19 protein-coding genes are annotated in these 21,273 nt (G+C 72.7%); 9 read left to right on the forward strand and 10 right to left on the reverse strand.

The genetic code is table 11. From position 1 onward, the window contains the following. Positions 1-93: 93 nt before the first annotated feature. A complete protein-coding gene (locus tag ABZ906_RS03875; protein ID WP_361376960.1) occupies positions 94-1,260 on the reverse strand; it encodes an anhydro-N-acetylmuramic acid kinase in 1,167 nt (388 codons plus the stop codon). Between the two features lie 136 nt (positions 1,261-1,396). Here ABZ906_RS03875 and ABZ906_RS03880 point away from each other — a divergent pair, with 136 nt between their 5' ends. Then, entirely contained in the window at positions 1,397-2,401 is a 1,005-nt protein-coding gene (locus tag ABZ906_RS03880; RefSeq protein ID WP_361376963.1) for a hypothetical protein, read from the forward strand. Positions 2,402-2,438: 37 nt separating this feature from the next. Here the strand turns inward: ABZ906_RS03880 and ABZ906_RS03885 are convergent, their stop codons facing one another. Together ABZ906_RS03885 and ABZ906_RS03890 are read right to left on the reverse strand one after the other, a co-directional pair. Then, the gene (locus ABZ906_RS03885; protein WP_361376966.1) at positions 2,439-3,431 is read right to left on the reverse strand and encodes an acyl-CoA dehydrogenase family protein; all 993 of its coding nucleotides are present in this window, start codon (positions 3,429-3,431) and stop codon (positions 2,439-2,441) included. Further along, complete coding sequence (locus ABZ906_RS03890; RefSeq protein ID WP_361376969.1) at positions 3,431-4,585, reverse strand: acyl-CoA dehydrogenase family protein; 1,155 nt, start codon at positions 4,583-4,585, stop codon at positions 3,431-3,433. The genes ABZ906_RS03885 and ABZ906_RS03890 overlap by 1 nt, the downstream gene beginning before the upstream one ends. 141 nt (positions 4,586-4,726) lie before the next feature. Between ABZ906_RS03890 and ABZ906_RS03895 the strand changes: the two genes are divergently transcribed. The 4 genes from ABZ906_RS03895 (at position 4,727) to ABZ906_RS03910 (ending at position 10,198) form a co-directional block, all read left to right on the forward strand. Beyond that, a complete protein-coding gene (locus ABZ906_RS03895; protein ID WP_361185254.1) occupies positions 4,727-5,509 on the forward strand; it encodes an SDR family oxidoreductase in 783 nt (260 codons plus the stop codon). A 126-nt stretch (positions 5,510-5,635) separates the two neighbouring features. Further along, entirely contained in the window at positions 5,636-6,223 is a 588-nt protein-coding gene (locus tag ABZ906_RS03900) for a TetR/AcrR family transcriptional regulator (protein WP_361186058.1), read from the forward strand. Positions 6,224-6,281: 58 nt separating this feature from the next. After that, entirely contained in the window at positions 6,282-7,439 is a 1,158-nt protein-coding gene (locus ABZ906_RS03905) for an acetyl-CoA C-acetyltransferase (RefSeq protein ID WP_361376972.1), read from the forward strand. Between the two features lie 152 nt (positions 7,440-7,591). Further along, positions 7,592-10,198: an AAA family ATPase gene (locus tag ABZ906_RS03910; RefSeq protein ID WP_361376975.1), complete on the forward strand. Its 2,607-nt coding sequence runs from the start codon at positions 7,592-7,594 to the stop codon at positions 10,196-10,198. A 50-nt stretch (positions 10,199-10,248) separates the two neighbouring features. On the opposite strand, the gene ABZ906_RS03915 is transcribed toward ABZ906_RS03910, so the two are convergent. From ABZ906_RS03915 to ABZ906_RS03930, 4 genes are read right to left on the reverse strand one after another with little or no spacing between them, the layout of a single operon-like run. Then, a complete protein-coding gene (locus ABZ906_RS03915; RefSeq protein WP_361378065.1) occupies positions 10,249-11,373 on the reverse strand; it encodes a nitronate monooxygenase in 1,125 nt (374 codons plus the stop codon). A gap of 17 nt (positions 11,374-11,390) precedes the next feature. Further along, positions 11,391-12,185 (reverse strand): CoA-transferase, encoded by a 795-nt coding sequence (locus ABZ906_RS03920; protein WP_361376978.1) that lies wholly within the window; start codon positions 12,183-12,185, stop codon positions 11,391-11,393. Then, positions 12,182-13,045 carry a CoA-transferase gene (locus tag ABZ906_RS03925; RefSeq protein WP_361376981.1) on the reverse strand — a complete coding sequence of 288 codons (864 nt, stop codon included), beginning with the start codon at positions 13,043-13,045 and terminating at the stop codon, positions 12,182-12,184. The genes ABZ906_RS03920 and ABZ906_RS03925 overlap by 4 nt, the downstream gene beginning before the upstream one ends. Further along, positions 13,042-13,845, reverse strand: coding sequence for an enoyl-CoA hydratase family protein (locus ABZ906_RS03930; RefSeq protein WP_361376984.1), 804 nt, complete (start codon positions 13,843-13,845; stop codon positions 13,042-13,044). The genes ABZ906_RS03925 and ABZ906_RS03930 overlap by 4 nt, the downstream gene beginning before the upstream one ends. Before the next feature lie 67 nt (positions 13,846-13,912). Between ABZ906_RS03930 and ABZ906_RS03935 the strand changes: the two genes are divergently transcribed. Both ABZ906_RS03935 and ABZ906_RS03940 read left to right on the forward strand, forming a co-directional pair. Then, a complete protein-coding gene (locus ABZ906_RS03935; protein ID WP_361376987.1) occupies positions 13,913-14,746 on the forward strand; it encodes an SDR family oxidoreductase in 834 nt (277 codons plus the stop codon). Then, positions 14,743-15,675 (forward strand): SDR family oxidoreductase, encoded by a 933-nt coding sequence (locus tag ABZ906_RS03940; protein ID WP_361376990.1) that lies wholly within the window; start codon positions 14,743-14,745, stop codon positions 15,673-15,675. The genes ABZ906_RS03935 and ABZ906_RS03940 overlap by 4 nt, the downstream gene beginning before the upstream one ends. Before the next feature lie 110 nt (positions 15,676-15,785). Here ABZ906_RS03940 and ABZ906_RS03945 read toward each other — a convergent pair whose 3' ends face one another. From ABZ906_RS03945 to ABZ906_RS03955, 3 genes are all read right to left on the reverse strand, one after another. Then, positions 15,786-17,288 carry a SulP family inorganic anion transporter gene (locus tag ABZ906_RS03945; protein WP_361376993.1) on the reverse strand — a complete coding sequence of 501 codons (1,503 nt, stop codon included), beginning with the start codon at positions 17,286-17,288 and terminating at the stop codon, positions 15,786-15,788. 121 nt (positions 17,289-17,409) lie between these two features. Beyond that, positions 17,410-17,784, reverse strand: coding sequence for a hypothetical protein (locus ABZ906_RS03950; protein ID WP_361185271.1), 375 nt, complete (start codon positions 17,782-17,784; stop codon positions 17,410-17,412). A 172-nt stretch (positions 17,785-17,956) separates the two neighbouring features. Next, positions 17,957-19,393, reverse strand: coding sequence for an MFS transporter (locus ABZ906_RS03955; protein ID WP_361376996.1), 1,437 nt, complete (start codon positions 19,391-19,393; stop codon positions 17,957-17,959). 110 nt (positions 19,394-19,503) lie between these two features. Here ABZ906_RS03955 and ABZ906_RS03960 point away from each other — a divergent pair, with 110 nt between their 5' ends. Then, a complete protein-coding gene (locus ABZ906_RS03960; protein ID WP_361185274.1) occupies positions 19,504-20,160 on the forward strand; it encodes a TetR/AcrR family transcriptional regulator in 657 nt (218 codons plus the stop codon). A gap of 84 nt (positions 20,161-20,244) precedes the next feature. Beyond that, a complete protein-coding gene (locus ABZ906_RS03965) occupies positions 20,245-21,261 on the forward strand; it encodes an alpha/beta fold hydrolase (protein ID WP_361185277.1) in 1,017 nt (338 codons plus the stop codon). Positions 21,262-21,273 lie beyond the last annotated feature (12 nt).

Here is a 21,273-nt window from a genome sequence, read left to right on the forward strand (position 1 = left end):
CAGGGTATGAGCATTCGGTGAAAGTGGGATGAGAGGGGGCCTCTACGGAGGCCATGGATCGGCCGCCCCCTTCGCGGGGAGGCCGGGGCGAGTTCACCCCAGTCCGTCCACCACCAGGCGCACCGGCCCGCCGCCCGCCGGTGCGGGCACCTGGATGCCGGCCCGCCCCGGAGTGATCGACCCCAGCACGCTCGCGTGCCGGGCCCCCGTGCTCTGCGGCACCGTCCCCGGCAGCCCGTGCGCCGTCAGGAAACCGAGCACCGCGAAGGCGTACGCCTCCTTCGCGGCGGACGGCAGTCCGAGCTCGTCGGAGGTGCGCACCGGGATACCGCCCCCCAACTCGGCCCGCAGGAACGCCATCAGCGTGGGATTGCGCGTACCGCCGCCGGAGGCGATGACCTCGGAGGCACCGACCGACCTGACGGCGTCGGCGACCGTGCGGGCCGTCAGCACGGTGAGCGTGGCGACGACGTCCTGCGGGGCGAGGGCCTCGTATCCGGCGAGCGCCGCCTGGAGGTAGGGCAGATGGAAGAGCTCCTTGCCGGTGGTCTTCGGGGCGGGCCGCGCGTAGTACGGCTCGCCGAGCAGGTCCGCGAGCAGCCCCTCGTCGACCGTGCCGCGCGCGGCCGTCTCGCCCTCGGGGTCGTACGTGAGCCGCCCCCGGGTCAGTTCGCGAACGGCGGCGTCGATGAGGGCGTTCGCCGGGCCCGTGTCGAAGGCGGTGCCGTCCGGGGCGGTGATGTTCGCGATGCCGCCGAGGTTCAGCGCGGCGGGGGAGCCCGGCCTGCCGCGCAGCCACATCCGGTCCACGATGCTGACCAGCGGGGCGCCCTGGCCGCCCGCGGCGATGTCGCGGGGCCGGAAGTCGGAGACCACCGGCAGCCCCGTCCGCTCGGCGATCCACGCGGGCTGCCCGATCTGCAGGGTGCCGTGCACGTGGCCGTCCTCCACCCAGTGGTAGACGGTCTGCCCGTGCGATGCCACCAACTCGGCCCGCCCGTCGCACAGTTCACGGTCCGCCTCGGCCGCCGCCGCGGCGAAGGCCTGGCCGATGCGGGTGTCGAGGCGGCAGACGTCCGCGAGCGTGGTGGCGGCGGGCGGCAGCGCGGCGCCGAGCGCCGTCCGCAGCGCCTCGTCGTATCCCCTGGTGATGAGGCCCAGCGGAGAGAGCAGCAGACGGTCGCCGTCGATCGTCAGGTCGGCCGCCGCGGCGTCGATGGCGTCGTACGAAGTCCCCGACATCAGCCCGATTACGCGCACGTGCTTGCCCCTCTCGCTCGGCTCTCCTGGCCAGTGGGTTTGATCATCGCAGCGATGACGCGGCATGTGCACTCGCACGTACGATCCAGTTTCGGATGCGGAGGTACGGTACCGAGGCAAGGGAGGCGACTGGTCCATGTCCGGCACCAGCAGCACCACGGGACCGTCGGCCGGTCCGCGCCCAGGGGTGCGCCCAGGGGTGCGCCGCGCGAACCTCACCCGATCCGACGGCTCCTGGAACGGCCTGCTCCTTCAGGTGCGGGACCAGCCGCGGCCCGGCCTGTGCCTGCGCACCGCGGGCAACCGTCTGCTCCTGACCCGCGGAGCCGACGCGGTCCCGCTGCTCCTCGCCCTGGTGGACCCGGACCGCCAGGGCGTCGACTTCTGCCGGACCGGCCGCCACCGCTCCCTCGTCCCCCCGCTGCGCGCGCGGACGGCCCGCGGATACGGCGGCTGCCCGCAGCGCTGGGCCCACCACTTCGCGTCGCTGCTCGCCTCATCGCCCGACAGTCCCCTGCACGACGGGCGTTGGGTGCTCTCCCCGGACCCGGCGCTGCTCCTGCGGCCCAATCACCGAGGCTGGCCGCACGGAGAGTACTGGAGCTCCCTGCTCGTCGAGGGTGACCCCGACGGGTACATCGACTGGTGGATCCACAGCGGCTCGTGGGAGATCTTTCCGCTGCGGGCCATGCCCGATGCGGACGACGCCCGGGTCAAGGCGTACCGCAAGCAGGCGAGGGACGGCACGCTGCCGCCCGTGCTGCTCTGGTGGGTGAGCGGTCTCGACTGCCATCTGATCCTGGACGGCCACGCCCGGCTCGCCGCGGCGATCGCCGAGTCCGTGGAACCGGCCGTCCTCGAACTGCGGCGGACCGCCCCGCAGGACGAGGTGGACACCGGCACGGAGCGGGCCGTGGCGACCTACGAGAGCGAGCTGGCGAGGTTCACCGAACTACGTGCCGCGCAGGGGCCCCACGTCCCCGACGGCGCAGAATTCGCGGGCCCGGCCCTGGCCCACCGCCTTGACCAGCTCCGCACGGGCCACCGCCCCACGTGGGCGTGGCCTCTGGCGGGCGGCACCCAGGAGTGGCACCGCATCGCTCGCGAGGAGGTGGGTGAGGGGGGTTGGGAGTATGCGTGAGAGCGAACCGAACCCCGAGCCCGAACCCGAGCCCGCGTCAGTCGGCCCCCCGGCCCCCGGCCAGCACCAGGCGTCGGCACTCCGCGGGGCTGCCCCAGGCCGTGCGCAGTGCCCGTGCCTTCGTCAGCCACAGGGACAGGTCGTACTCCTCCGTGTAACCGATCGCCCCGTGGAGTTGCAGTGCCGCGCGCGCGGCGCTGTACGCGGCCTCGCTCGCCGCTGCTTTCGCCGCTGCCACATCCGCCGTCTCCAGGGTCAGCGCCGCCCCGTACAGCAGGGGGCGGGCGAACTCCAGGCCTATCAGGACGTCCGCCAGGCGGTGCTTGACCGCCTGGAAGCCGCCGATCGGGGTGCCGAACTGGGTGCGCTGCTTCACGTACGCCACCGTCTTGTCCAGGAGCGCCAGTCCGACCCCCAGCGCCTGCGCGGCCGTCGCGAGCGCGGCCCAGTCGGCCGCGTACCGGGAAGCTTGGGTCACCGAAGGGCCGGAGGCGAGGAGTTCGCCGGGCCGGAGCCGGGCGAGGCGCCGCGCCGGGTCCAGCGAACGCTCCACGCGCGCGTGCCCAGAGGCCAGGCGCAGTTCGCCGTCCGCGGCGGTCAGCCGCACCGTCGCCGCGTCCGCGTCCAGCGCGAACGGCCCCCCTTCGGGGAGGGCGAGCGTCGTGACGGCCTCCCCGAAGGCCAGGGGCGGCAGGAGCCGCTTGGCCGGAGCCGCCTCGCCCCGCTCGGCGAGGCGGGCGAGCAGCGCGCCCGCCGCCACCGTCTCGACCAGAGGCCCCGGCACCGCATGCCGCCCCAGCTCCACGAAGGCGACGGCCACTTCGACCGGAAGCAGCCCCGCCCCCTCGTACTCCTCGGGAACGGTCAGGGTGAACACGCCCGCGTCCGCGAGACGCCCCCACACGGCACGCCCCGGAGCGTGGTCCCCGGCGGCCCAGGCCCGCGCGACCGCCGGAGTGCCCGCCGCCGTCAGCATCGCGTCGAGCGAGCGCGCGAACTCCCGCTGCTCGGCGTCGAGGAGGAACCTCATCAGCGGCGTCCCTTCGGCAGTCCGAGCAGCCGCTCGGCGATGATGTCGCGCTGGATTTCGTTCGTGCCCGCGTAGATCGGTCCGGCGAGCGAGAAGACATACCCCTCCGCCCATTCGCCGCCGTCCGCCAACTCGCCCTCCGCGCCCAGGAGGTCGAGCGCGGTCTCGTGCAGCGCGATGTCGTACTCGGACCAGAAGACCTTGTTCAGGCTCGACTCCGCGCCGATCGTCTCGCCCGCGGCGAAGCGCGACGCGTTGGCCCAGGTGAACAGCTGATAGGCGCGGGCCCCGATCACGGCGTCGGCCACCCGGTCGCGCAGCGCGGTGTCCGCGGGGTCGCCGTCGGCGCGCCACTGCCGCACCAGTCGCTCGGCCGAGGCGACGAAGCGGCCGGGGGAACGCAGCGTCAGACCGCGTTCGTTGCCCGTCGTCGACATGGCGATCCGCCAGCCCTGGCCCGGCTCGCCGATCACGTCCTCGTCCGGCACGAAGACGTCGTCGAGAAAGAGCTCGGCGAAGGCGGGCTTGCCGTCCAGGCGCCCGATGGGGCGGACGGTCACGCCGTCCGCGTCGAGCGGGAACATCAGATACGTCAGGCCCCGGTGCGGCTTGGCGGGGTCGACGGCGGGGTCGCTGCGGAACAGGCCGAACGCGCGGTCCGCGAAGGCGGCCCGCGACGACCAGGTCTTCAACCCGCTGAGCAGCCAGCCGCCGTCCGTGCGGCGCGCGGTGGAGCGCAGCGACGCCAGGTCCGAGCCGGAGCCGGGCTCGGACCAGGCCTGCGCCCAGATCACCTCGCCCCTCGCCATCTCGGGCAGCACCCGCGCGCGCTGTTCGGCGGTCCCGAAGTCGAAGAGGGTCGGCGCGAGGAGATTGATGCCGTTCTGCGAGACCCGGCCGGGGCCGCCCGCCGCGTAGTACTCCTCCTCGAACACCAGCCACTTGACGATGTCGACGCCCCGCCCGCCGAACTCCTCGGGCCAGGAGACCACCGACCAGCGGTCCGCCGCGAGCTCGCCCTCCCAGGCGCGGTGGGCCGCAAAGCCCTCCCGGGTCTCCAGCGAGGGCAGCGGCTCACGGGGCACGTGCCCCGTCAGCCAGTCGCGTGCGCGCTGTCTGAACTCCCCTTCCCCGGCGGTGAAGTCGAGGTCCATCAGTGGCCCACCTCTTCGGTCGGTTCCTCGCCGGCTTCGTCCCTGGTTCTTCTCCGGCAGCCTTCCCTAACAAGTGTTTGGTAGATTACCCTGAGGTCGAGCCAGTCGTCGAGAGCGAGTCGAGAGCTGAGGGGGCCGAGCGTGGACGCACCCGCGTATGTCCGGGGGCACGATCTGCTCGCGGGCCGCACCGCCGTCATCACCGCCGCGGCCGGAGCCGGTATCGGCGGCGCCACCGCCCGGCGCTTCCTGGAGGAAGGCGCGCGCATCGTCATCGGCGACGCCCACCCGCGCCGCACGAAGGAGACGGTGGAGGCGCTTGCCGGGGAGTTCGGCGCCGACCGGGTGGACGGCACGCCGTGCGATGTCACGGACGAAGCCCACGTGCAGGGTCTGTACGACCTGGCCGAGCAGCGCCACGGCGGCCTGGACATCGTCGTGAACAACGCGGGACTCGGCGGCACCGCCGAGCTCACCGAGATGACCGACGAGCAGTGGGACAAGGTCATCGACGTGACACTGAACGGCACGTTCCGCTCGACCAGAGCCGCCCTGCGCCGCATGCGGGCCGCGGGGCGTGGCGGAGTGATCGTGAACAACGCCTCGGTGCTCGGCTGGCGCGCCCAGGCGGGCCAGGCGCACTACGCCGCGGCGAAGGCCGGCGTCATGGCCCTCACCCGCTGCGCCGCCGTCGAGGCCGCCCCCCACGGCATCCGGATCAACGCCGTGGCGCCCAGCCTCGCCATGCACCCCCATCTCGCGAAGGTCACCTCGCCGGAGCTGCTCGAAGAGCTCACCGCGCGCGAGGCGTTCGGGCGGTATGCCGAGCCCTGGGAGATAGCCAACGTCATCGTCTTCCTCGCCGGCGCGTACTCCTCGTACATGACGGGGGAGACGGTCTCGGTCAGCAACCAGCACGCCTAGGCGGAGAATGACCGTGTGTCGAAACCGAAGCAGAGCAGCACGAGCACCAGCCCCACCACCAGCACCAACACCAGCGCCAGCCCCGAGAAGGCGCCGTCCAAGAAGGCTCCGGCCAAGAAGGCCGCGGTGAGCCCCGCGCCGGAGCGCCGCGGCGAACTCCTCGCCATCGCGGCCGACGTCTTCGCCGAGCAGGGGTACAACGCGACCACGGTCCGCAAGATCGCGGACTCCGCCGGCATGCTCGCCGGCAGCCTCTACTACCACTTCGACTCCAAGGAGTCGATGCTCGAAGAGATCCTCTCCACCTTCCTCACCGAGCTGTGGGACGGGTACGACACCGTGCTCCAGTCGCACCTCGGCCCCCGCGAAACCCTCGAGGCACTGGTCACCGAGTCCTTCCGGGAGATCGACCGGCACCGCTCCGCCGTCGCCATCTACCAGAAGGAGTCCAGGCACCTGGTCGCCCAGGCGCGCTTCCAGTACCTCACGGAATCGCAGCAGCGCTTCGAGAAGACCTGGCTGACGACCCTGGAGCGCGGAGTCGCCGAACACGTCTTCCGCGAGGACCTCGACATCCGGCTCGCCTACCGCTTCGTGCGCGACACCGTCTGGGTCGCCGCGTCCTGGTACCGCCCCGGAGGAGGCCACAGCCCCGAGGAGATCGCCCGCCAGTACCTCTCGATGGTCCTGGACGGCATCGCCGTACGCACGTAGAAGGCGCGTCGCCATCCCGGCGACCGCACCGACCGAGGAGCACGAGGAGTACGCAGTCATGGCCGAGGCCTACATCGTCGAAGCGGTCCGTACCCCCGTCGGCAGGCGCAAGGGCGGTCTCTCTGCCGTCCACCCCGCCGACCTGGGAGCCCATGTCCTGACGGCACTCGTCGAGCGCACCGGCATCGACCCCGCCGCCGTCGAGGACGTCGTCTTCGGCTGCCTGGACACGGTCGGGCCGCAGGCCGGGGACATCGCCCGCACCTCCTGGCTGGCGGCAGGGCTGCCCGAAGAGGTGCCCGGCGTGACGATCGACCGGCAGTGCGGATCCTCGCAGCAGGCCGTGCACTTCGCGGCGCAGGGCGTCCTGTCCGGCACACAGGACCTCGTCGTCGCGGGCGGCACACAGAACATGTCGATGATCCCCATCGCCTTCGCCTCCCGGCAGGCCGCCGAACCGCTGGGCCTCACCGAAGGCCCGTACGCGGGCAGTGAGGGCTGGCGCGCCCGCTATGGCGACCGGCCCGTCAACCAGTTCCACGGCGCCCAGCTGATCGCCGAGAAGTGGGGCATATCCCGCCGCGACATGGAGGAGTTCGCGCTCCGCTCGCATCAGCGGGCCGTCCGCGCGATCGACGAGGGCCGCTTCGACCGCGAACTGACCGCCTATGGCGACGTGACCGCCGACGAGGGCCCGCGCCGCGACACCACCCTGGAGAAGATGGCGGGCCTCAAGCCCGTCCTGGACGGCGGCACGATCACCGCGGCCTGCTCCTCACAGGTCTCGGACGGCGCCGCCGCACTGCTCGTCGCGAGCGAACGGGCCGTGCGCGAACACGGGTTGACGCCGCGTGCCCGCATCCATCACCTCTCCGTGCGCGGCGAGGACCCGATCCGGATGCTCTCCGCGCCGATCCCCGCCACCGCGTACGCCCTCAAGAAGACCGGCATGAGCATCGGCGACATCGACCTCGTCGAGATCAACGAAGCCTTCGCCCCGGTCGTCCTGGCCTGGCTGAAGGAGACCGGCGCCGACCCGGAGAAGGTCAACGTCAACGGAGGAGCGATAGCCCTCGGCCATCCCCTCGGCGCGACCGGCGTCAAACTGATGACGACGCTCCTGCACGAACTGGAGCGCACCGGCGGCCGGTTCGGCCTCCAGACCATGTGCGAAGGGGGCGGCCAGGCGAACGTGACCATCATCGAGCGCCTCTGACCGGGCGCCGCTCCGGGCCCGGCCCCGGCTCTCGCGTCGGCTTTTCCCTCACTCGTTGCGGGAGTTGCTGGCCGGACCCCGCCCCGCGAGGACCTCTCCCCGGCTAGTCTCGATGTCTGTACGTCGACTGAGCGACCTCGGGAGGTAGCGCGATGACACAGGGACGGCCCGGAGGTGCCACCTGGGCCCCGCTGTGGGAGCGCGATGCGGAACTCGCGGCGGTCGCACGCGCCGTCGACGAACTGTGTTCCGACTCCACGACCGCGGGCGGCCTTCTCGTCTTCCAGGGCGAGGCGGGCATCGGCAAGACGGCGCTGCTGGCCGAAGTGCGCCGCATCGCCCAGGGGAGGGCCACGGTGTGGTCCGCGCGAGGCGGCGAGACCGTCACCTCCGTCCCCTTCAACGTCGTACGGCAGCTGTTGCAGTCGGCTCTCGTCGCCCTCACGCCCGAAGAGGCCAGGGAGTACCTCGGCGACTGGTACGCGATCGCGGGCCCCGCACTGGGCATAGCCGAGCCCGGCGGCAGGCAGGCCGATCCGCAGGGTGTGTGCGACGGCCTCGTCGAGGCGGTCGTGCGCCTGGCGGGACTGCACTGGCCGCTCGTCCTGCTCATCGACGACGCGCACTGGGCCGACCAGGAGACCCTGCACTGGCTGGCCGCGTTCGCCCAGCGCCTCGACGACCTCCCGGTCCTCGTGGTGGTCGCCCACCGCCCGGACGAGGCCGCCGGCGAAAGCGCCCGCCACCTCGCGGCAGTCGGCGCGGCGGCCAGCCCCTCGCCGCCCCTGCGCGCGCTCACCCCGGACGCGGCGGCCGGGCTCACCCGCGCCACCCTCGGCGAGCACGCGGACGCCCCGTTCTGCCGCGAGGTGTGGGCGGTCACCGGCGGCAATCCGTACGAATCCGTGGAACTGCTCGCCAAGGTGCAGGACAGCGAGCTGGAGCCGGTGGAGAGCTCCGCCGGTGAACTGCGCGCCCTGAACCGCTCGGCGCGCGGCCGCGGCCTCGTCGCACGCCTCGAAGGACTCGGCACCGCCATCTCGCACGACCTCGCCGCCTCCCTCGCCGGACTGCCCCGCGAGAAGGCGGAGCGGTGCGCGGAGCGGCTGCGCACCGCGCGCATCCTGCTCGGCGGCGAAGAGGGCCTGGAGTTCGTCCACCCGCTCATCGCGAGCACCGTCTACCGCTCGATCCCGCCCGCCACCCGCACCGCGATGCACGGCCAGGCCGCCTGGGCCGTCACGCTGTCCGGGCGTGGCGCGGCCGCCGCGTCCCGGCACCTCCTGGAGGTCCATCCGGACGACGACCCCGAACTGGTCGAGCAGCTGCGCGAGGCGGCTGCCGAACACCTCGCCGTCGGCGCGCCGGACGCGGCCCGGCGCTGCCTCGAACGCGCGCTCGCGGAACCGCCGTTGCCCGAGCTCCACGCACGCGTGCTCTACGAGCTGGGCTGCGCCACGCTCCTGACCTCGCCCGTCACGACCATCGGCCACCTGCGCGAGGCCCTCTCCACGGCGGGGGTCGACCGGCAGCTGAGGGTGGACGCCGTCTGCCGCCTCTCCCAGGCCCTCGTGCACAACGACCAGCTGGAGGAAGCCCTGCGCGTCGTCGACGCGGAGGCGGCCATGCTGGAACCCGGACCCCACCGGATGCGACTGCACGGCGTCCACTACATGTGGGAGGGCATCCACTCGCGCGAGGAGGACGCGACGGGCCGTTCGCGGCGCCTCGCCGCACTGGCCGGGCCGCTGCAAGGGCGCGACAACTCCGAGCGTGCGCTGCTGATCCTGCGTGCCTTCGACGCCATGACCCGCGGGGAGAGCGCGGAGGAGATCGTCGAGCTGTGCGACCGCGTCCTCGTCAACGGCCGCCTCGCTCCGGGGCTCGGCTGGACCGACACCGAGTGGGGCTTCGAGCTCCTGACGATGCTGGGCGGTTCGTACATCTTCACCGACCGCCTCGACCGCGCCGAGAGCGTCTTCGCCGAGGGGGTCCGCGCCTATGAGGCCGCGGGCTGGAGCGGAGGTCATCTGGCCGTCGCCCAAGCCTGGCTCGGCCTGGTCTACCGCAGGCGCGGACGGCTCACCGAAGCGGAGGCCTCGCTGCGGGAGAGCCTGCGCCTCTCCGACCGCGTCGGCAGCGGGCTCCCGATGCACTGGGACGCGGCGTGCAAGCTCATCGAGACGCTGCTCGCCCGCGGCAAGATCGGCGAGGCCCAGGAGATCGCCTCCCACTACGGCATCGCGCCGCCCTACCCCTCCACCATCTTCCTGCCCGACATCCACTCCGTACGGGGCCGTCTGCTGATCGCCACGGGACAGCGGGCGGAGGGCGTCGCCGAACTGGAGGTGGCGGCGAAGACGGCGAGCGAACGCGGCCGCTACAACACGATCGTCGCCCCCTGGGCGAACGATCTCTCCCGCGCGCTCGCCATGGAGGACCCGCTGCGGGCCGCCGAACTGGTCAAGAACGTCCGGATCCAGGCGGAACGCTTCGGCACGGAGACGGCGATCGGCGAGGCGCTGCGGTGCGCGGCGGCCATGGAGAGCGGGTCGCGTGCGGTCGAACTGTACGCACGGGCCGTCGCCTGCCTGGAGGCCTCGCCGTGCGCCTATGAACACGCGGTCGCCAGAGTCGAGTACGGCATCGCGGCGGGGTCCGCGAGCGAACTGGCCCGGGGCCTGTCCCTGGCCGAGTCATGCGGAGCGGACGGCCTCGCGGCCAGGGCACGGGCGTCGCTGGAGATGGTGGGGGTGTGAGTCGCGCGGTGCTCTCCCCGCAGCGATGTGGGTGAGTGCGGGCTGGCGGTTCAGCCCTGCTCGCGGTCGAGGAGCGGGGCCCCGCGCGGAGGTTCCGCTGCGGGGAGGGGAGAGGCAGGTGCGGGCGGGGTGAGGGAGGCCAGTCGGGTCGTCACCCTGGTGGCCTCGGCCATCACGCCCGAGATCAGCTCCTCGCAGGAGGGCAGGTCCTCGATGACCCCCGCCACCTGACCGGAGGCCATGACCCCCGCATCCGGCACCCCGTCCACCATGGCCGACTTCAGCATCATGGGCGTGTTCGCGGCGAGCAGGACCTGACTCCACGTCATCCCCTTGCCGTGCCGCATCGCGAGGCCGTCCCTGACCATCTCGCCCCAGCCCATCCCGGACATCTTCCGGAACGCCGCGGCGTGCCGGACGGCCCGCGCCAGGGACGCCGCACGCCCCGACTTCTCGAGGGAAGCGACCAGTTCCGTGCGCAGCATCCGGTGCGGGAGGCCGTCCACCCGCGTGGTCACCGTGACGTCCTTGACCGAAGCGGCCAGATAGCGTGCCTTGACCGCGTCCGGCACCGTCGAGTCCGACGTGAGCAGGAAGCGGGTGCCCATCGCGACGCCCGCCGCGCCATAGGCCAGCGCGGCGACAAGACCCCGGCCGTCGAAGAAGCCGCCCGCCGCGATCACCGGTATGTCCACGGCGTCCACGACCTGCGGCAACAGCACGGTTGTCGCGACCTCGCCCGTGTGCCCGCCGCCCTCGCCGCCCTGCACGACGACCGCGTCAGCGCCCCACGCCGCGACCTTCTCCGCATGCCGACGCGCGCCGATGGACGGGATGACCACCACCCCGGCGTCCTTCAGCTCCGCGATCAGCTCCTTCGACGGGGCGAGCGCGAAGGACGCGACGCGCACGCCCTCGTCGACGATGACCCGCACCCGTTCACGCGCGTCACCCGCGTCGGCCCGGAGGTTGACCCCGAAGGGCTCGTCCGTACGGGACTTGACCTCCCGGACGGCGGAGCGCAACTGCTCGACGCTCATCGTCGCCGAGGCCAGGACGCCGAGCCCGCCCGCGTTCGCCGTCGCGGAGACCAGACGGGGGCCCGCCACCCAGCCCATGCCGGTCTGCACGATCGGATACCGGACGCCGACCAGCCTCGTCAGCGCCGTCTCCATGCGCGCCGGGGCCGACGTCATGCGCGCACCTCGCGCTCGCGCAGACCGCGCGGGTCCACCACCTCCCGGATCAACCGCAGTTCCTCCGCGGTCGGCTCGCGGGTGTACGGAACGTCGTCCGCCATGGCGAGCGCGAACCCGGTCGCCTCGCGCACCTGCTCACCTGTCACGCCCGGATGCAGGGACACCAGACGCATCGCGTGGTCCGCCGCCCCGAAGTCGAAGACACCGAGGTCCGACACGACCCGGCGCAGGTCGTGGAAGCGGGTCGCGGACGGGCCGGCGGCCGCCGCGCTGTCGTGTCCGACACCGCTGATCATGTCGACCTTCTCGACGAAGACACGTTTCGAATGCCGCGGAATCCAGTAACTCACGGGGTTGTTCAGGGTGTTGACCGGGGCGCCGCGCACCCCGAGCAGCTGGCGCTTGGGCCGCTCCCAGTCTCCGATGCAGGAGATGTTCTGATTGCCGAAGCGGTCGATCTGGCTCGCGCCCATCATCACGTGACGCCTGCCGCCCATGACCATCGTCAGGTGCTTGCGGTACGGCAGCCAGCCCTCCGTCACCGCCGAAGGCGCCCCCACGGCGGGCACGTCGCCGATCAGCAGCGCCTCCCCGTCCGTGAGCAGCAGGTCCGGCGAGAAGGTCAGCTTGGCCAGGCGGGCGGCGATCGAGGGGACCGTGCCCATGGGCGAGGCGAGGATCTCACCGGCGTCCCGCCAGGCCTCGGCGCAGGCGATCACGCAGTACTCGGCGCGGGTGACGGCCGTGTCGGAAGCGGTGCCCGCCACCGCCGGGTCGGTCTGCGTCATCGCTGCTCCTTGTGCCAGGCCTGGACAGCCGATTGGTAGTCCTGCTCGCCGCCCGTCAGGAAGCGGTCCTCGAATTCCTTCCAGGCGTCAGGATCACCCGCGGCGGTGGCATACGCCTTCTGGAAGCGCTCGTCGCGGTCGTAATCCGGCACGCACGACGTGAAGTGCGCGCCCTTGGGCGTCTCGGCCACGCCCGTCACCGCGTGCCGGGAGATCAGCATCGTCTGCGGCGCCGCCTGCCCGGTGAGCTCGCTCGACTCGACGATGCGCTCGCACGACACGTACGCCGTGTCGGCCGCCTCGCAGAACAGGTCGTCGAAGTACGGATCGGGGCCCAGATACTGGGCGTTGCCCAGGCGGTCGGCGCGGTTCAGATGGACCAGCGCCGCGTCCATCCGCAGGGCGGGTACGGCGACCAGCTCCTCCCTGTCGTCGTACGGCGAAGTGACCGTACGTAGCCCGGGGTTGACCCGCAGGACGTCCGAGCCGAGGCCCGCGCGGATCGGCAGGAACGGCAGCCGCTGGGCGCCGGCCGTCAGGCCCTGCATGAACATCGCCTCGTCCAGCTCGACGAGTTCGAAGGCGCCGCGCTCGCGTGCCGCGCGGAAGTGTGGCTCCAGGGGGATCGAGTCGAGCGTCGCGAACGCCGTGACCAGCTTGCGGATCTTGCCCGCCGCGGCGAGCAGACCGACGTCCGGGCCGCCGTACGCGACGACGGTGAGGTCCGTGATCCCGGAGCGGAGCAGGGCCCGCACCAACGCCATGGGTTTGCGGCGCGAGCCCCAGCCGCCGATGCCGAGCGTCATCCCGCTCCGCAGCCGCCCCGCGATCGCGTCGGGCGTCATGGTCTTGTCCCTCATGCCCTGCCCTTCTCTTCCTTGCCGGACTTGCTGGGCTTACCGGACGTGCCGGGCTTACCGGTTTCCTGTCCGAAGTCCTCGCGGATGCGGTCGGCCAGGCCGCTCAGGTTGGCCTCGAAGGTGAAGCCCTGCTCGAAGCGGTAGCTGCGGTGCACGTCGACGGGGTCGATGCCGTTGATCGCGGCCTTGGCGAAGCGCAGCAGTGTCCCGTCCTTCCGGGCGATCTCACGGGCCAACTCCAGCGCCGCAGCGTGCAGTTCCGGACGAGGGACGACCCGCCATACCGAGCCGTGCGCGTGCAGGTCGGCTGCCGTGGCCGTGCGCGAGGTGTAGTACAGGGCGCGCATCAGGTGCTGCGGGACCAGGCGGGCGAGGTGCGTCGCGGCGCCGAGCGCGCCGCGGTCGAGCTCGGGGAGGCCGAAGGTCGCGTCCTCGCTCGCCACGATCGCGTCCGCGTTGCCCACCAGACCGATGCCACCGCCCAGACAGAAGCCGTGCACCGCGGCCACGACCGGGACCTCGCATTCGTACACCGCCGAAAACGCCTCGTAGCAACCGCGGTTGGCGCCTATCAGCGCGCTGTGGCCGCTGTCGCGCTGCATCTCCTTGATGTCCACGCCCGCGTTGAAACCGCGGCCCTCCGCGGCGAGGACGACGCAGCGCGTGCCGGGATCGCGGCCCGCCTCGCGCACCGCTGCCGCGAGGTCATACCACCCCTGCACGGGAAGGGCGTTGACGGGCGGGAAGTCGACGGTGACGACGGCGACGCCCTTGTCCGGGGTCGAGGTGGAGACAGACATCAGAGGATCCGCTACCTTTCAACCAGGCCCTTCAATCAAACATTTGTTAGTTGGAAAGGTAGCAGCGATGACTGACACCCGACAGGTGGTCGTCGTCACCGGCGGCACCCGGGGCGTAGGCGCCGGTATCGCGCGCAGCTTCCTCGCCGCCGGAGCGCGCGTCGTCGTCTGCGCCCGCAGACCGCCGGACCACCCGGTCGAAGTGGCGGGAGCGACCGCCGAGTTCCGGCCGCTCGACCTGCGCGACGCGGAGGCGGCGCACACGTTCTTCGCCGATGTGGCCGCCGACCACGGACGCCTCGACGCGCTGGTGAACAACGCGGGCGGCACCCCCTTCGGACTGCTCGCCGAGTCCGCACCCGCCCGCCAGGCCAAGATCGTCGAACTCAACCTCCTTGCCCCGCTGTACGCCTCCCTGGCGGCGTACGAGGTGATGCGCGGTCAGGAAACCGGTCAAAGGATGGGTCGGGAGTCCGGCCGGGGGCCCGGCGCGGGCGCGGCCAGCATCACGATGATCGGAAGCGTGAGCGGCTCCCGGCCCTCACCCGGCTCCGGTGCCTATGGCGCGGCCAAGGCGGGCCTGGAGAACCTCGCGCGCACGATGGCCGTCGAGTGGGCGCCGCAGGTGCGCGTGAACACCGTCGTCCTGGGCCTGGCCCGCACCGAGAGCGCCCATCTCCACTACGGCGACGAGGACGGCATCGCGCAGGTCGCCCGGACCGTCCCGCTCGGCCGCCTCGCCGATCCGTCGGACGTCGGGGACGCGTGCGTCTTCCTCGCCTCCGAGGGCGCGCGCTACATCAGCGGGGCCGCCCTGCATCTGCACGGGGGCGGCGAACGCCCCGCGTTCCTGGACGCGGCGTCCGTCAACCACCGAACGCAACCGAGGAGTTCCGCATGACCTCAGCCGACAAGCCGGGCCCCGGCATCTGCGCGGGCCGCGTCGTGATCGTCACGGGTGCGGGCCGCGGCCTCGGCCGTGCGCACGCGCGCGCGTACGCCGCCGAAGGAGCCCAGGTCGTCGTCAACGACCTGGGCGTGGGGGCCGACGGCTCCGGAGCGTCCGGCGGTCCCGCGCACGACGTCGTCGAGGAGATCCGCGCGGCGGGCGGCGAAGCCCTCGCGCACGGAGGCGACATCGCGACACCCGAGGGCGCCGCGTCCCTGGTGCGGGCCGCGATCGACACGTACGGACAACTGGACACGCTGGTCAACAACGCGGGGTTCCTGCGGGACCGCATGCTGGTCAACCTCGACGAGGACGACTGGGACGCAGTGATGCGCGTCCATCTGAAGGGGCACTTCCTGCCGCTCAAGCACGCGGCCGCGTACTGGCGCGGGGAGGCGAAGGCGGGGCGCGCGCGGCACGCGTGCGTGGTCAACACCAGTTCGGGCGCCGGGCTTCTGGGCAGCGTCGGGCAGGGGAACTACAGCGCTGCCAAGGCCGGGATTCTCGGGCTCACCATGGCCGCATCCGCCGAATTCGCCTCCTACGGAGTACGGGTCAACGCGATCGCGCCCGCCGCGCGGACCCGGATGACGGAGCAGACCTTCGCGCAGACCATGGCCGCGCCCGAGGGAGGCGGCTTCGACGCGATGGCCCCGGAGAACGTGTCGCCGGTCGTGGTGTGGCTCGGCTCGGAGGCATCCGCCGGCGTCACGGGCCGTGTCTTCGAGGCCGAAGCGGGGCGCATCACCGTCATGGAGGGCTGGCGGCCGGGACCGACCGCCGACAAGGGGGCTCGCTGGACCCCGGCGGAAGCGGGCGAGACGGCGCTGAAACTCCTCGCGGACGCGGAGGCGCCCCAGCGGGTGTACGGGGCGCGGTGAGGTGGCCTGCCGCAGGACGACCTCCGACGGAGACCGCCCTGCGGCAGCGAGTTGACCCTCAGGCCTGCGGCAGCAAGCCGACCGTCAGACCCGCGGCAGCCAGCCGCCCCTCAGCTCTCCGACGCCACCCACACCGGAGCCGTGCCCTCCGCGCTGTGCCGCGCCGCCCAGGTCTCCAGGGACGTACGGCACGCGTGGTCCAGATGCCGCAGCCCCGCCAGGTCGAGCTCGACCGGGCGGTCCCGGGGCAGAGCTTCGAGCGCGTCGAGGAGCTTGGGGAGGCTCAGGAACGTGGCGTGACCCGACAGGAGGACGCGGATGGGGCCCGCGCCCTTGTCGACGACCTCCACGCGCGCGTGCGGCGTCTCCCAGGCGATCTTTATGACGGCGAGGACGAGGCCGATCAGGACTCCCTCGAACATGTTCACCGACACGATCGCCACGGCCGTCACGACCAGGACGACGGCCTCGCCGCGATGCTCGCGCCACAGTGTCGCCAACTGCCGTACGGGGACCAGCTTGGCGCCCGCGTGCACGAGGACACCCGCGAGGGCCGCCATCGGGATGAGGCCGAGCGCGGCGGGCAGCAGCGCCGCGAAGAGGAGCAGCCAGACGCCGTGCAGGACGCGTGACGCCTTCGTCCGTGCGCCCGCCCGCACGTTGGCCGAACTGCGGACGATGACGGCGGTCATCGGCAGGGCGCCGAGCAGACCGCACACGGTGTTGCCCGCGCCCTGGGCCATCAGTTCCTTGTCGTACGACGTGTGCGGACCCTCGTGCATACGGTCGACCGCCGCCGCGCTGAACAGGCTCTCCGCCGACGCGATCAGGGCGAAGGCGAGGACGGTGCCGAGGGCGCCGACGCTCAGGAGACCCCCGAACGCGGCGGCGTCCGGCGGCTGCACGGAATCGATGAGCCCCCGCACGTCGACGGTGGCCACCGGCAGGGAGAAGAGCAGCGAGGCGCCCATGGCGAGCGCCACTGCGGCGAGCGGCGCCGGCACCACGCGGACCTTCGCGGGCAGCCGGGGCCAGAGCACGAGCACGGCGATGGTGCCGACGCCGAGCCCGAAGGCGGTCAGGGCGCGCTCCGTGCCGATGATCCCGGTGAGCATCCCCGGCAGTCCGGCGATCTTGGCGAGGCCGCTCGCGGGTGCCTCGCGGTCCGCCATGGCGTACAACTGCCCGGCGATCAGGAGGAGGCCGATCCCGGCGAGCATGCCCTCGACGACGGCCACGGAGATGGCGCGGAAGAAGCGGCCGAGCCGGAGCGCGCCCATGGCCAGCTGGAGAATCCCCGCGGCGAGCACGAGCGCGCCGAGCGCCGCGAGACCGTACTCCCGCACGGCTTCGTGGACGAGGACGGTCAGTCCGGCGGCGGGACCGCTGACCTGGAGGCTGCTGCCGGGCAGCAGACCGGTGACCAGACCCCCGACGATGCCGGTGACCAGGCCGAGTTCGGCGGGAACTCCGGAGGCGACCGCCACGCCCAGGCACAGCGGCAGGGCGACGAGGAAGACGACCACGGAGGCGATGACATCGTGCCGCGCGTTGCCGGACGCTCTGAACACGGAGCGGGCGCGGTCGAGTACGGAGACAGGGGAAGGCTGCATGTCGGTGACTCCTGAGCGCCGTGGGGGGCGCATCGGTGTGACGTGGACCGGTGTCCGGGTCCGGCCGCGGCGACGCGTCGGGCGGGGTGGCCCGACGGCGTGGCCGTGCCGGAGGAGCCGGTCAGCAGCGGAAGACCTGCAGAAGTGCGGGCAGCTCGCGGCCCGCGGGTCTCGTCTCGTGGCGGGGGACGGCGACGGGGCGCCACGCGCGCGTGCCGCCGTCCGCGGTCGTGACCGCCTCGGCCCGCGGTTGCGGGGCCGTGTCGCGGGCGAGGTCACGGCAGTGCGGCCTGCCGCGGGTCCGGAAGCGCTCGGAGGTCTCGCCCGGGTGCGTGTCCTCGCCGCACTGCGCGTACGCCGCCGTGGCGGGCGGTGTACGGGACGGTGCGCCGGACGCGAATGCGTTGACCCCGTGCGCGAAGCACTGGACGGCCACCAGGAGCACGGCGAGCAGCACCACGGGCAGTACCCGTCCGCGTACTCCGGCTCCCGTCACAGTGGCAGAGTCCTCACATGGCTGCGTAACTCGCACGGTCACCAAGCAACTTAACCGCCGGCAAGCTCACGTGCGTGACCGTTCGGTGACGTGGCGCGACAGCCACCCTTGGATCAGATGTACGTCGCGCGCCTGTCCGGGCGGGGCGTGTGGGTGCCCCGCCCGGTCAGGGTCAGTGCACGTGCGGTCCGCCGGTCGACCGCGGCTTCCCGCGCGGCACGAGCGCGAAGGCGGCGGCAGCGCTGACCGCCGCCGCGACGGCGCACAGCGTGAACGCGTCCGAGAAGCCGCCGCTCGTCCCGCCGTCGATCCCCGCGGCGGCGACCGTCGAGACCACGGCGACCCCCACCGAACCGCCCACTTCGTGGCAGGTGTTGACCACTCCGGATGCGACTCCCGCCTCCTCCTGTGCGATGAATCCCAGCGCCGTGGTGGTGGCGGCCACGAACACCGCGCCGAGCCCCAGGGCGGCCACGGCCATGCCCGGTGCGAGCGTCGCCCACGCACTGCTGTCCGGACCGGCACCGGTGAGCAGGCCGGTGCCGAGCCCCGCGAGCGCGAGGCCCGCGGCCGCCGTGGGCCGGGCTCCGAGGCTGCCGAGGAACCGCCCGCCCAGGTGCGCGCCGACCCCGGTGGCCACGGCCACCGGCAGGAACAGCACGCCGGTCCGCAGGGCGCTGTAGCCGCGTACCTCCTGGAGGAAGACCGACCCCAGGAAGAACAGCGAGATCAGCAACGCCGTGGCCACCAGCATCAGATACGAGCCCGCGACCACCGGACGGCGCCGGAGCACGGCCGGGTCGATCAGCGGTGTGCGCTGCGCCCGCTCGACGGCGGCGAACACTCCGTACGCCACCGCGGCGGCGGCCACCGGCACCAGGGTCCGGGCGTCCGACCAGCCCGTGTCGCCCGCCGCGACGAGCCCGTAGATGAGCGAGCCCGTGCCCGCGGTGACGAGCAGGGCGCCGGGGACGTCGAGACGGGCGGGCCGGGGCGCGCGGGCGGGGACGACGGCGGGCAGGGCAAGGAGCAGGGCCGCCCCGATGGGCACGTTCACGTAGAAGATCCACTGCCAGCCGGGGCCGTCGGTCAGGATGCCGCCGAGGAGGACGCCGATCGCCGCGCCCGCGCCGCCGATCGCCGACCACACGGCAAGGGCGCGATGGCGGTCGCGGCCGTGGAAGGACGTGGTGACGATCGCGAGGGCGGCGGGGGAGAGCAGCGCGGCCCCGACGCCCTGCGCGGTACGGCCCGCGAGGAGGGTCGCCGGTCCGGGGGCCAGGCCGGTCACCAGCGAGGCGACGGTGAACAGGGCGAGCCCGGCGAGCAGGGTGCGGCGCGCCCCGAGGACGTCCGCGAGCCGTCCGCCGAGGAGCATCAGGCCGCCGAAGCAGAGTGTGTACGTCGTGACGACCCAGGTCAGCGCGGTGCGGTCGAGGTCGAGGTCGGCGGCCATGCTCGGCAGCGCGACGTTCACGACGGTCACGTCGAGCACGAGCATGAACTGGGCGAGGCACAGGAGCGCGAGAGCCGGCCAGGGGCGTGGCCCGGAGGGTGGAGGCGCGGCCGGGTGGGGCGCGGTGGCAGGGGTCGGGCGGGGATGCGTCATGGCAGGTCCTCGGGGGTCGCCGGAGTCCGTGGTGGTAACGCATCTGAACTGTACTGCCCAGTTCATGTGAACTCAACCGTTCAGTTCAGTTCGCTGGTAAAGTGCGCCGCATGCGAGACGAGGCAAGCCGCGAGGCAAAGAACGCGGGGCCCACGGGGCCGCGCGCGGAGCGCAAGCGCGAGGCGATCGTCCGGGCGGCCCGCTCGCTGTTCCTGAGCGAGGGATTCGGCGTCGGCATGGACGCCATCGCGGCCGGGGCGGGCGTGTCCAAGGTGACCGTCTACAACCACTTCGGCAGCAAGGAGGCGCTGTTCGTCGCGGTGATCGCGGGCGCACTCGACGAACCCCTCGACGCCTCCTCCTCGGTCGCCGCGCTCGACGGCCTCACCGACGCGGACGACCTGCGCGAGGCATTCCTGGACGTGGCCCGCGCCTGGGTCCACGTCATCCGCACCGACCAGGAGATGAACGCCCTGCGCCATCTCGTGGCCCGCGAGATCCACCGCTTCCCCTCGCTCGGCACGGCCTGGGGGGAGCGCGGCCCGGAGAGCCACCACCCCGCGATCGCGGGCGCCCTGCGCGAACTCGCCGACCGGGGGCGGCTCACCGTCCCGGACATGGAAGCGGCGGTCATCCAGCTCTACTCCCTGCTGGTCTTCCCGCACCTGGTCTTCGGCTCGTACGGAACCGACATCAGCGACGACCTGACGGAGCGTCTGATCGTGGCCGGTGTCGACATGTTCCTGGGGTACTACGCCGTCGCGTGACGGCTTTCACCGGTGCGTCCGTATTGCGCCACCCGAAACCCATCCGAAACCACCGGTCCGTGGCGCCCGCCTACACTCCGGCCCATGGCGCGGATCCTGCCCTTCCAGCCCAGGCGGCTTCCCACCGGCGACGAGAGCGAGGCCGTCCTGCGGTTTCGCACCGTGCACGGTTACCGGCGCGCGTACCGCGTCGCGGGGGAGGGGCCGGCGATCCTGCTGATCCACGGCATAGGCGACTCATCGGCGACCTGGTCCCCGCTGATCCCCCGACTGGCCCGCCATCACACGGTGATCGCCCCTGACCTGCTCGGTCACGGCGCGTCGGAGAAACCGCGGGCCGACTACTCGGTGGCCGCGTTCGCCAACGGCGTCCGGGATCTGCTCGGCGTGCTCGGCGTCGAGCGGGTCACCCTGGTGGGGCACTCGTTCGGCGGGGGCGTCGCGATGCAGTTCGCCTACCAGTTCCCCGAACGCGTCGACCGGCTCGTCCTGGTGAGCACGGGAGGCGTGGGACCGCAGGTGACTCCCGTGCTGCGGGGCGTCTCGCTGCCCGGCGCCGCGCTGCTGCTCTCGCTGCTCGGACTGCCCGGCGCCGACCTGCCGGTGCGCGCGGTCGTCGCCCTGCTCCGGCTGCTCGACACCGGCCTGGGGCAGGACGCGCCCGAACTCATGGGCCTGGTCGACGCGCTGCCGGACGTGTGGGCGCGGGCCGCGTTCATCCGCACGCTGCGCTCCGTCGTCGACTGGCGCGGCCAGGTGGTCACCATGCTGGACCGCTGCTATCTCGCCCAGGGCATGCCCACGCTCCTCGTCTGGGGCGACCGGGACGGCGTCCTGCCGGTCGACCACGCGTTCACCGCGCACGAGGCGATGCCCGACAGCCGCCTGGAAATCTTCCCGGGGGCCGGCCACTTCCCCTTTCACGCCGATCCCGGGCGCTTCCTCTCGCTCGTGGAGGAGTTCATCGCGACGACGGAACCGGCCAATTGGAGCATCGACCAGTGGTGGCACCTGCTGCGGGCGGGGCGGCCGGGCGACGACGCGTACGTCGACGCGATGGAGCAGCGGTTTCGCGAGGCGAGCGAGCGGAGCGCCACCTAGTACATAAGCCGG

This window comes from Streptomyces sp. NPDC046925 (assembly GCF_040644915.1).
GTDB lineage: Bacteria > Actinomycetota > Actinomycetes > Streptomycetales > Streptomycetaceae > Streptomyces.

Bases quoted from the DNA above. Each gene is read 5' to 3' on its own strand.
- ABZ906_RS03915 (WP_361378065.1), bottom strand. From the start codon at position 11,373: ATGGAGACGGCGCTGACGAGGCTGGTCGGCGTCCGGTATCCGATCGTG.
- ABZ906_RS03885 (WP_361376966.1), bottom strand. From the start codon at position 3,431: ATGAGGTTCCTCCTCGACGCCGAGCAGCGGGAGTTCGCGCGCTCGCTC.
- ABZ906_RS03925 (WP_361376981.1), bottom strand. From the start codon at position 13,045: ATGAGGGACAAGACCATGACGCCCGACGCGATCGCGGGGCGGCTGCGG.
- ABZ906_RS03940 (WP_361376990.1), top strand. From the start codon at position 14,743: ATGACCTCAGCCGACAAGCCGGGCCCCGGCATCTGCGCGGGCCGCGTC.
- ABZ906_RS03935 (WP_361376987.1), top strand. From the start codon at position 13,913: ATGACTGACACCCGACAGGTGGTCGTCGTCACCGGCGGCACCCGGGGC.
- ABZ906_RS03920 (WP_361376978.1), bottom strand. From the start codon at position 12,185: ATGACGCAGACCGACCCGGCGGTGGCGGGCACCGCTTCCGACACGGCC.
- ABZ906_RS03930 (WP_361376984.1), bottom strand. From the start codon at position 13,845: ATGTCTGTCTCCACCTCGACCCCGGACAAGGGCGTCGCCGTCGTCACC.
- ABZ906_RS03960 (WP_361185274.1), top strand. From the start codon at position 19,504: ATGCGAGACGAGGCAAGCCGCGAGGCAAAGAACGCGGGGCCCACGGGG.
- ABZ906_RS03880 (WP_361376963.1), top strand. From the start codon at position 1,397: ATGTCCGGCACCAGCAGCACCACGGGACCGTCGGCCGGTCCGCGCCCA.
- ABZ906_RS03965 (WP_361185277.1), top strand. From the start codon at position 20,245: ATGGCGCGGATCCTGCCCTTCCAGCCCAGGCGGCTTCCCACCGGCGAC.
- ABZ906_RS03910 (WP_361376975.1), top strand. From the start codon at position 7,592: ATGACACAGGGACGGCCCGGAGGTGCCACCTGGGCCCCGCTGTGGGAG.
- ABZ906_RS03955 (WP_361376996.1), bottom strand. From the start codon at position 19,393: ATGACGCATCCCCGCCCGACCCCTGCCACCGCGCCCCACCCGGCCGCG.
- ABZ906_RS03890 (WP_361376969.1), bottom strand. From the start codon at position 4,585: ATGGACCTCGACTTCACCGCCGGGGAAGGGGAGTTCAGACAGCGCGCA.
- ABZ906_RS03945 (WP_361376993.1), bottom strand. From the start codon at position 17,288: ATGCAGCCTTCCCCTGTCTCCGTACTCGACCGCGCCCGCTCCGTGTTC.
- ABZ906_RS03905 (WP_361376972.1), top strand. From the start codon at position 6,282: ATGGCCGAGGCCTACATCGTCGAAGCGGTCCGTACCCCCGTCGGCAGG.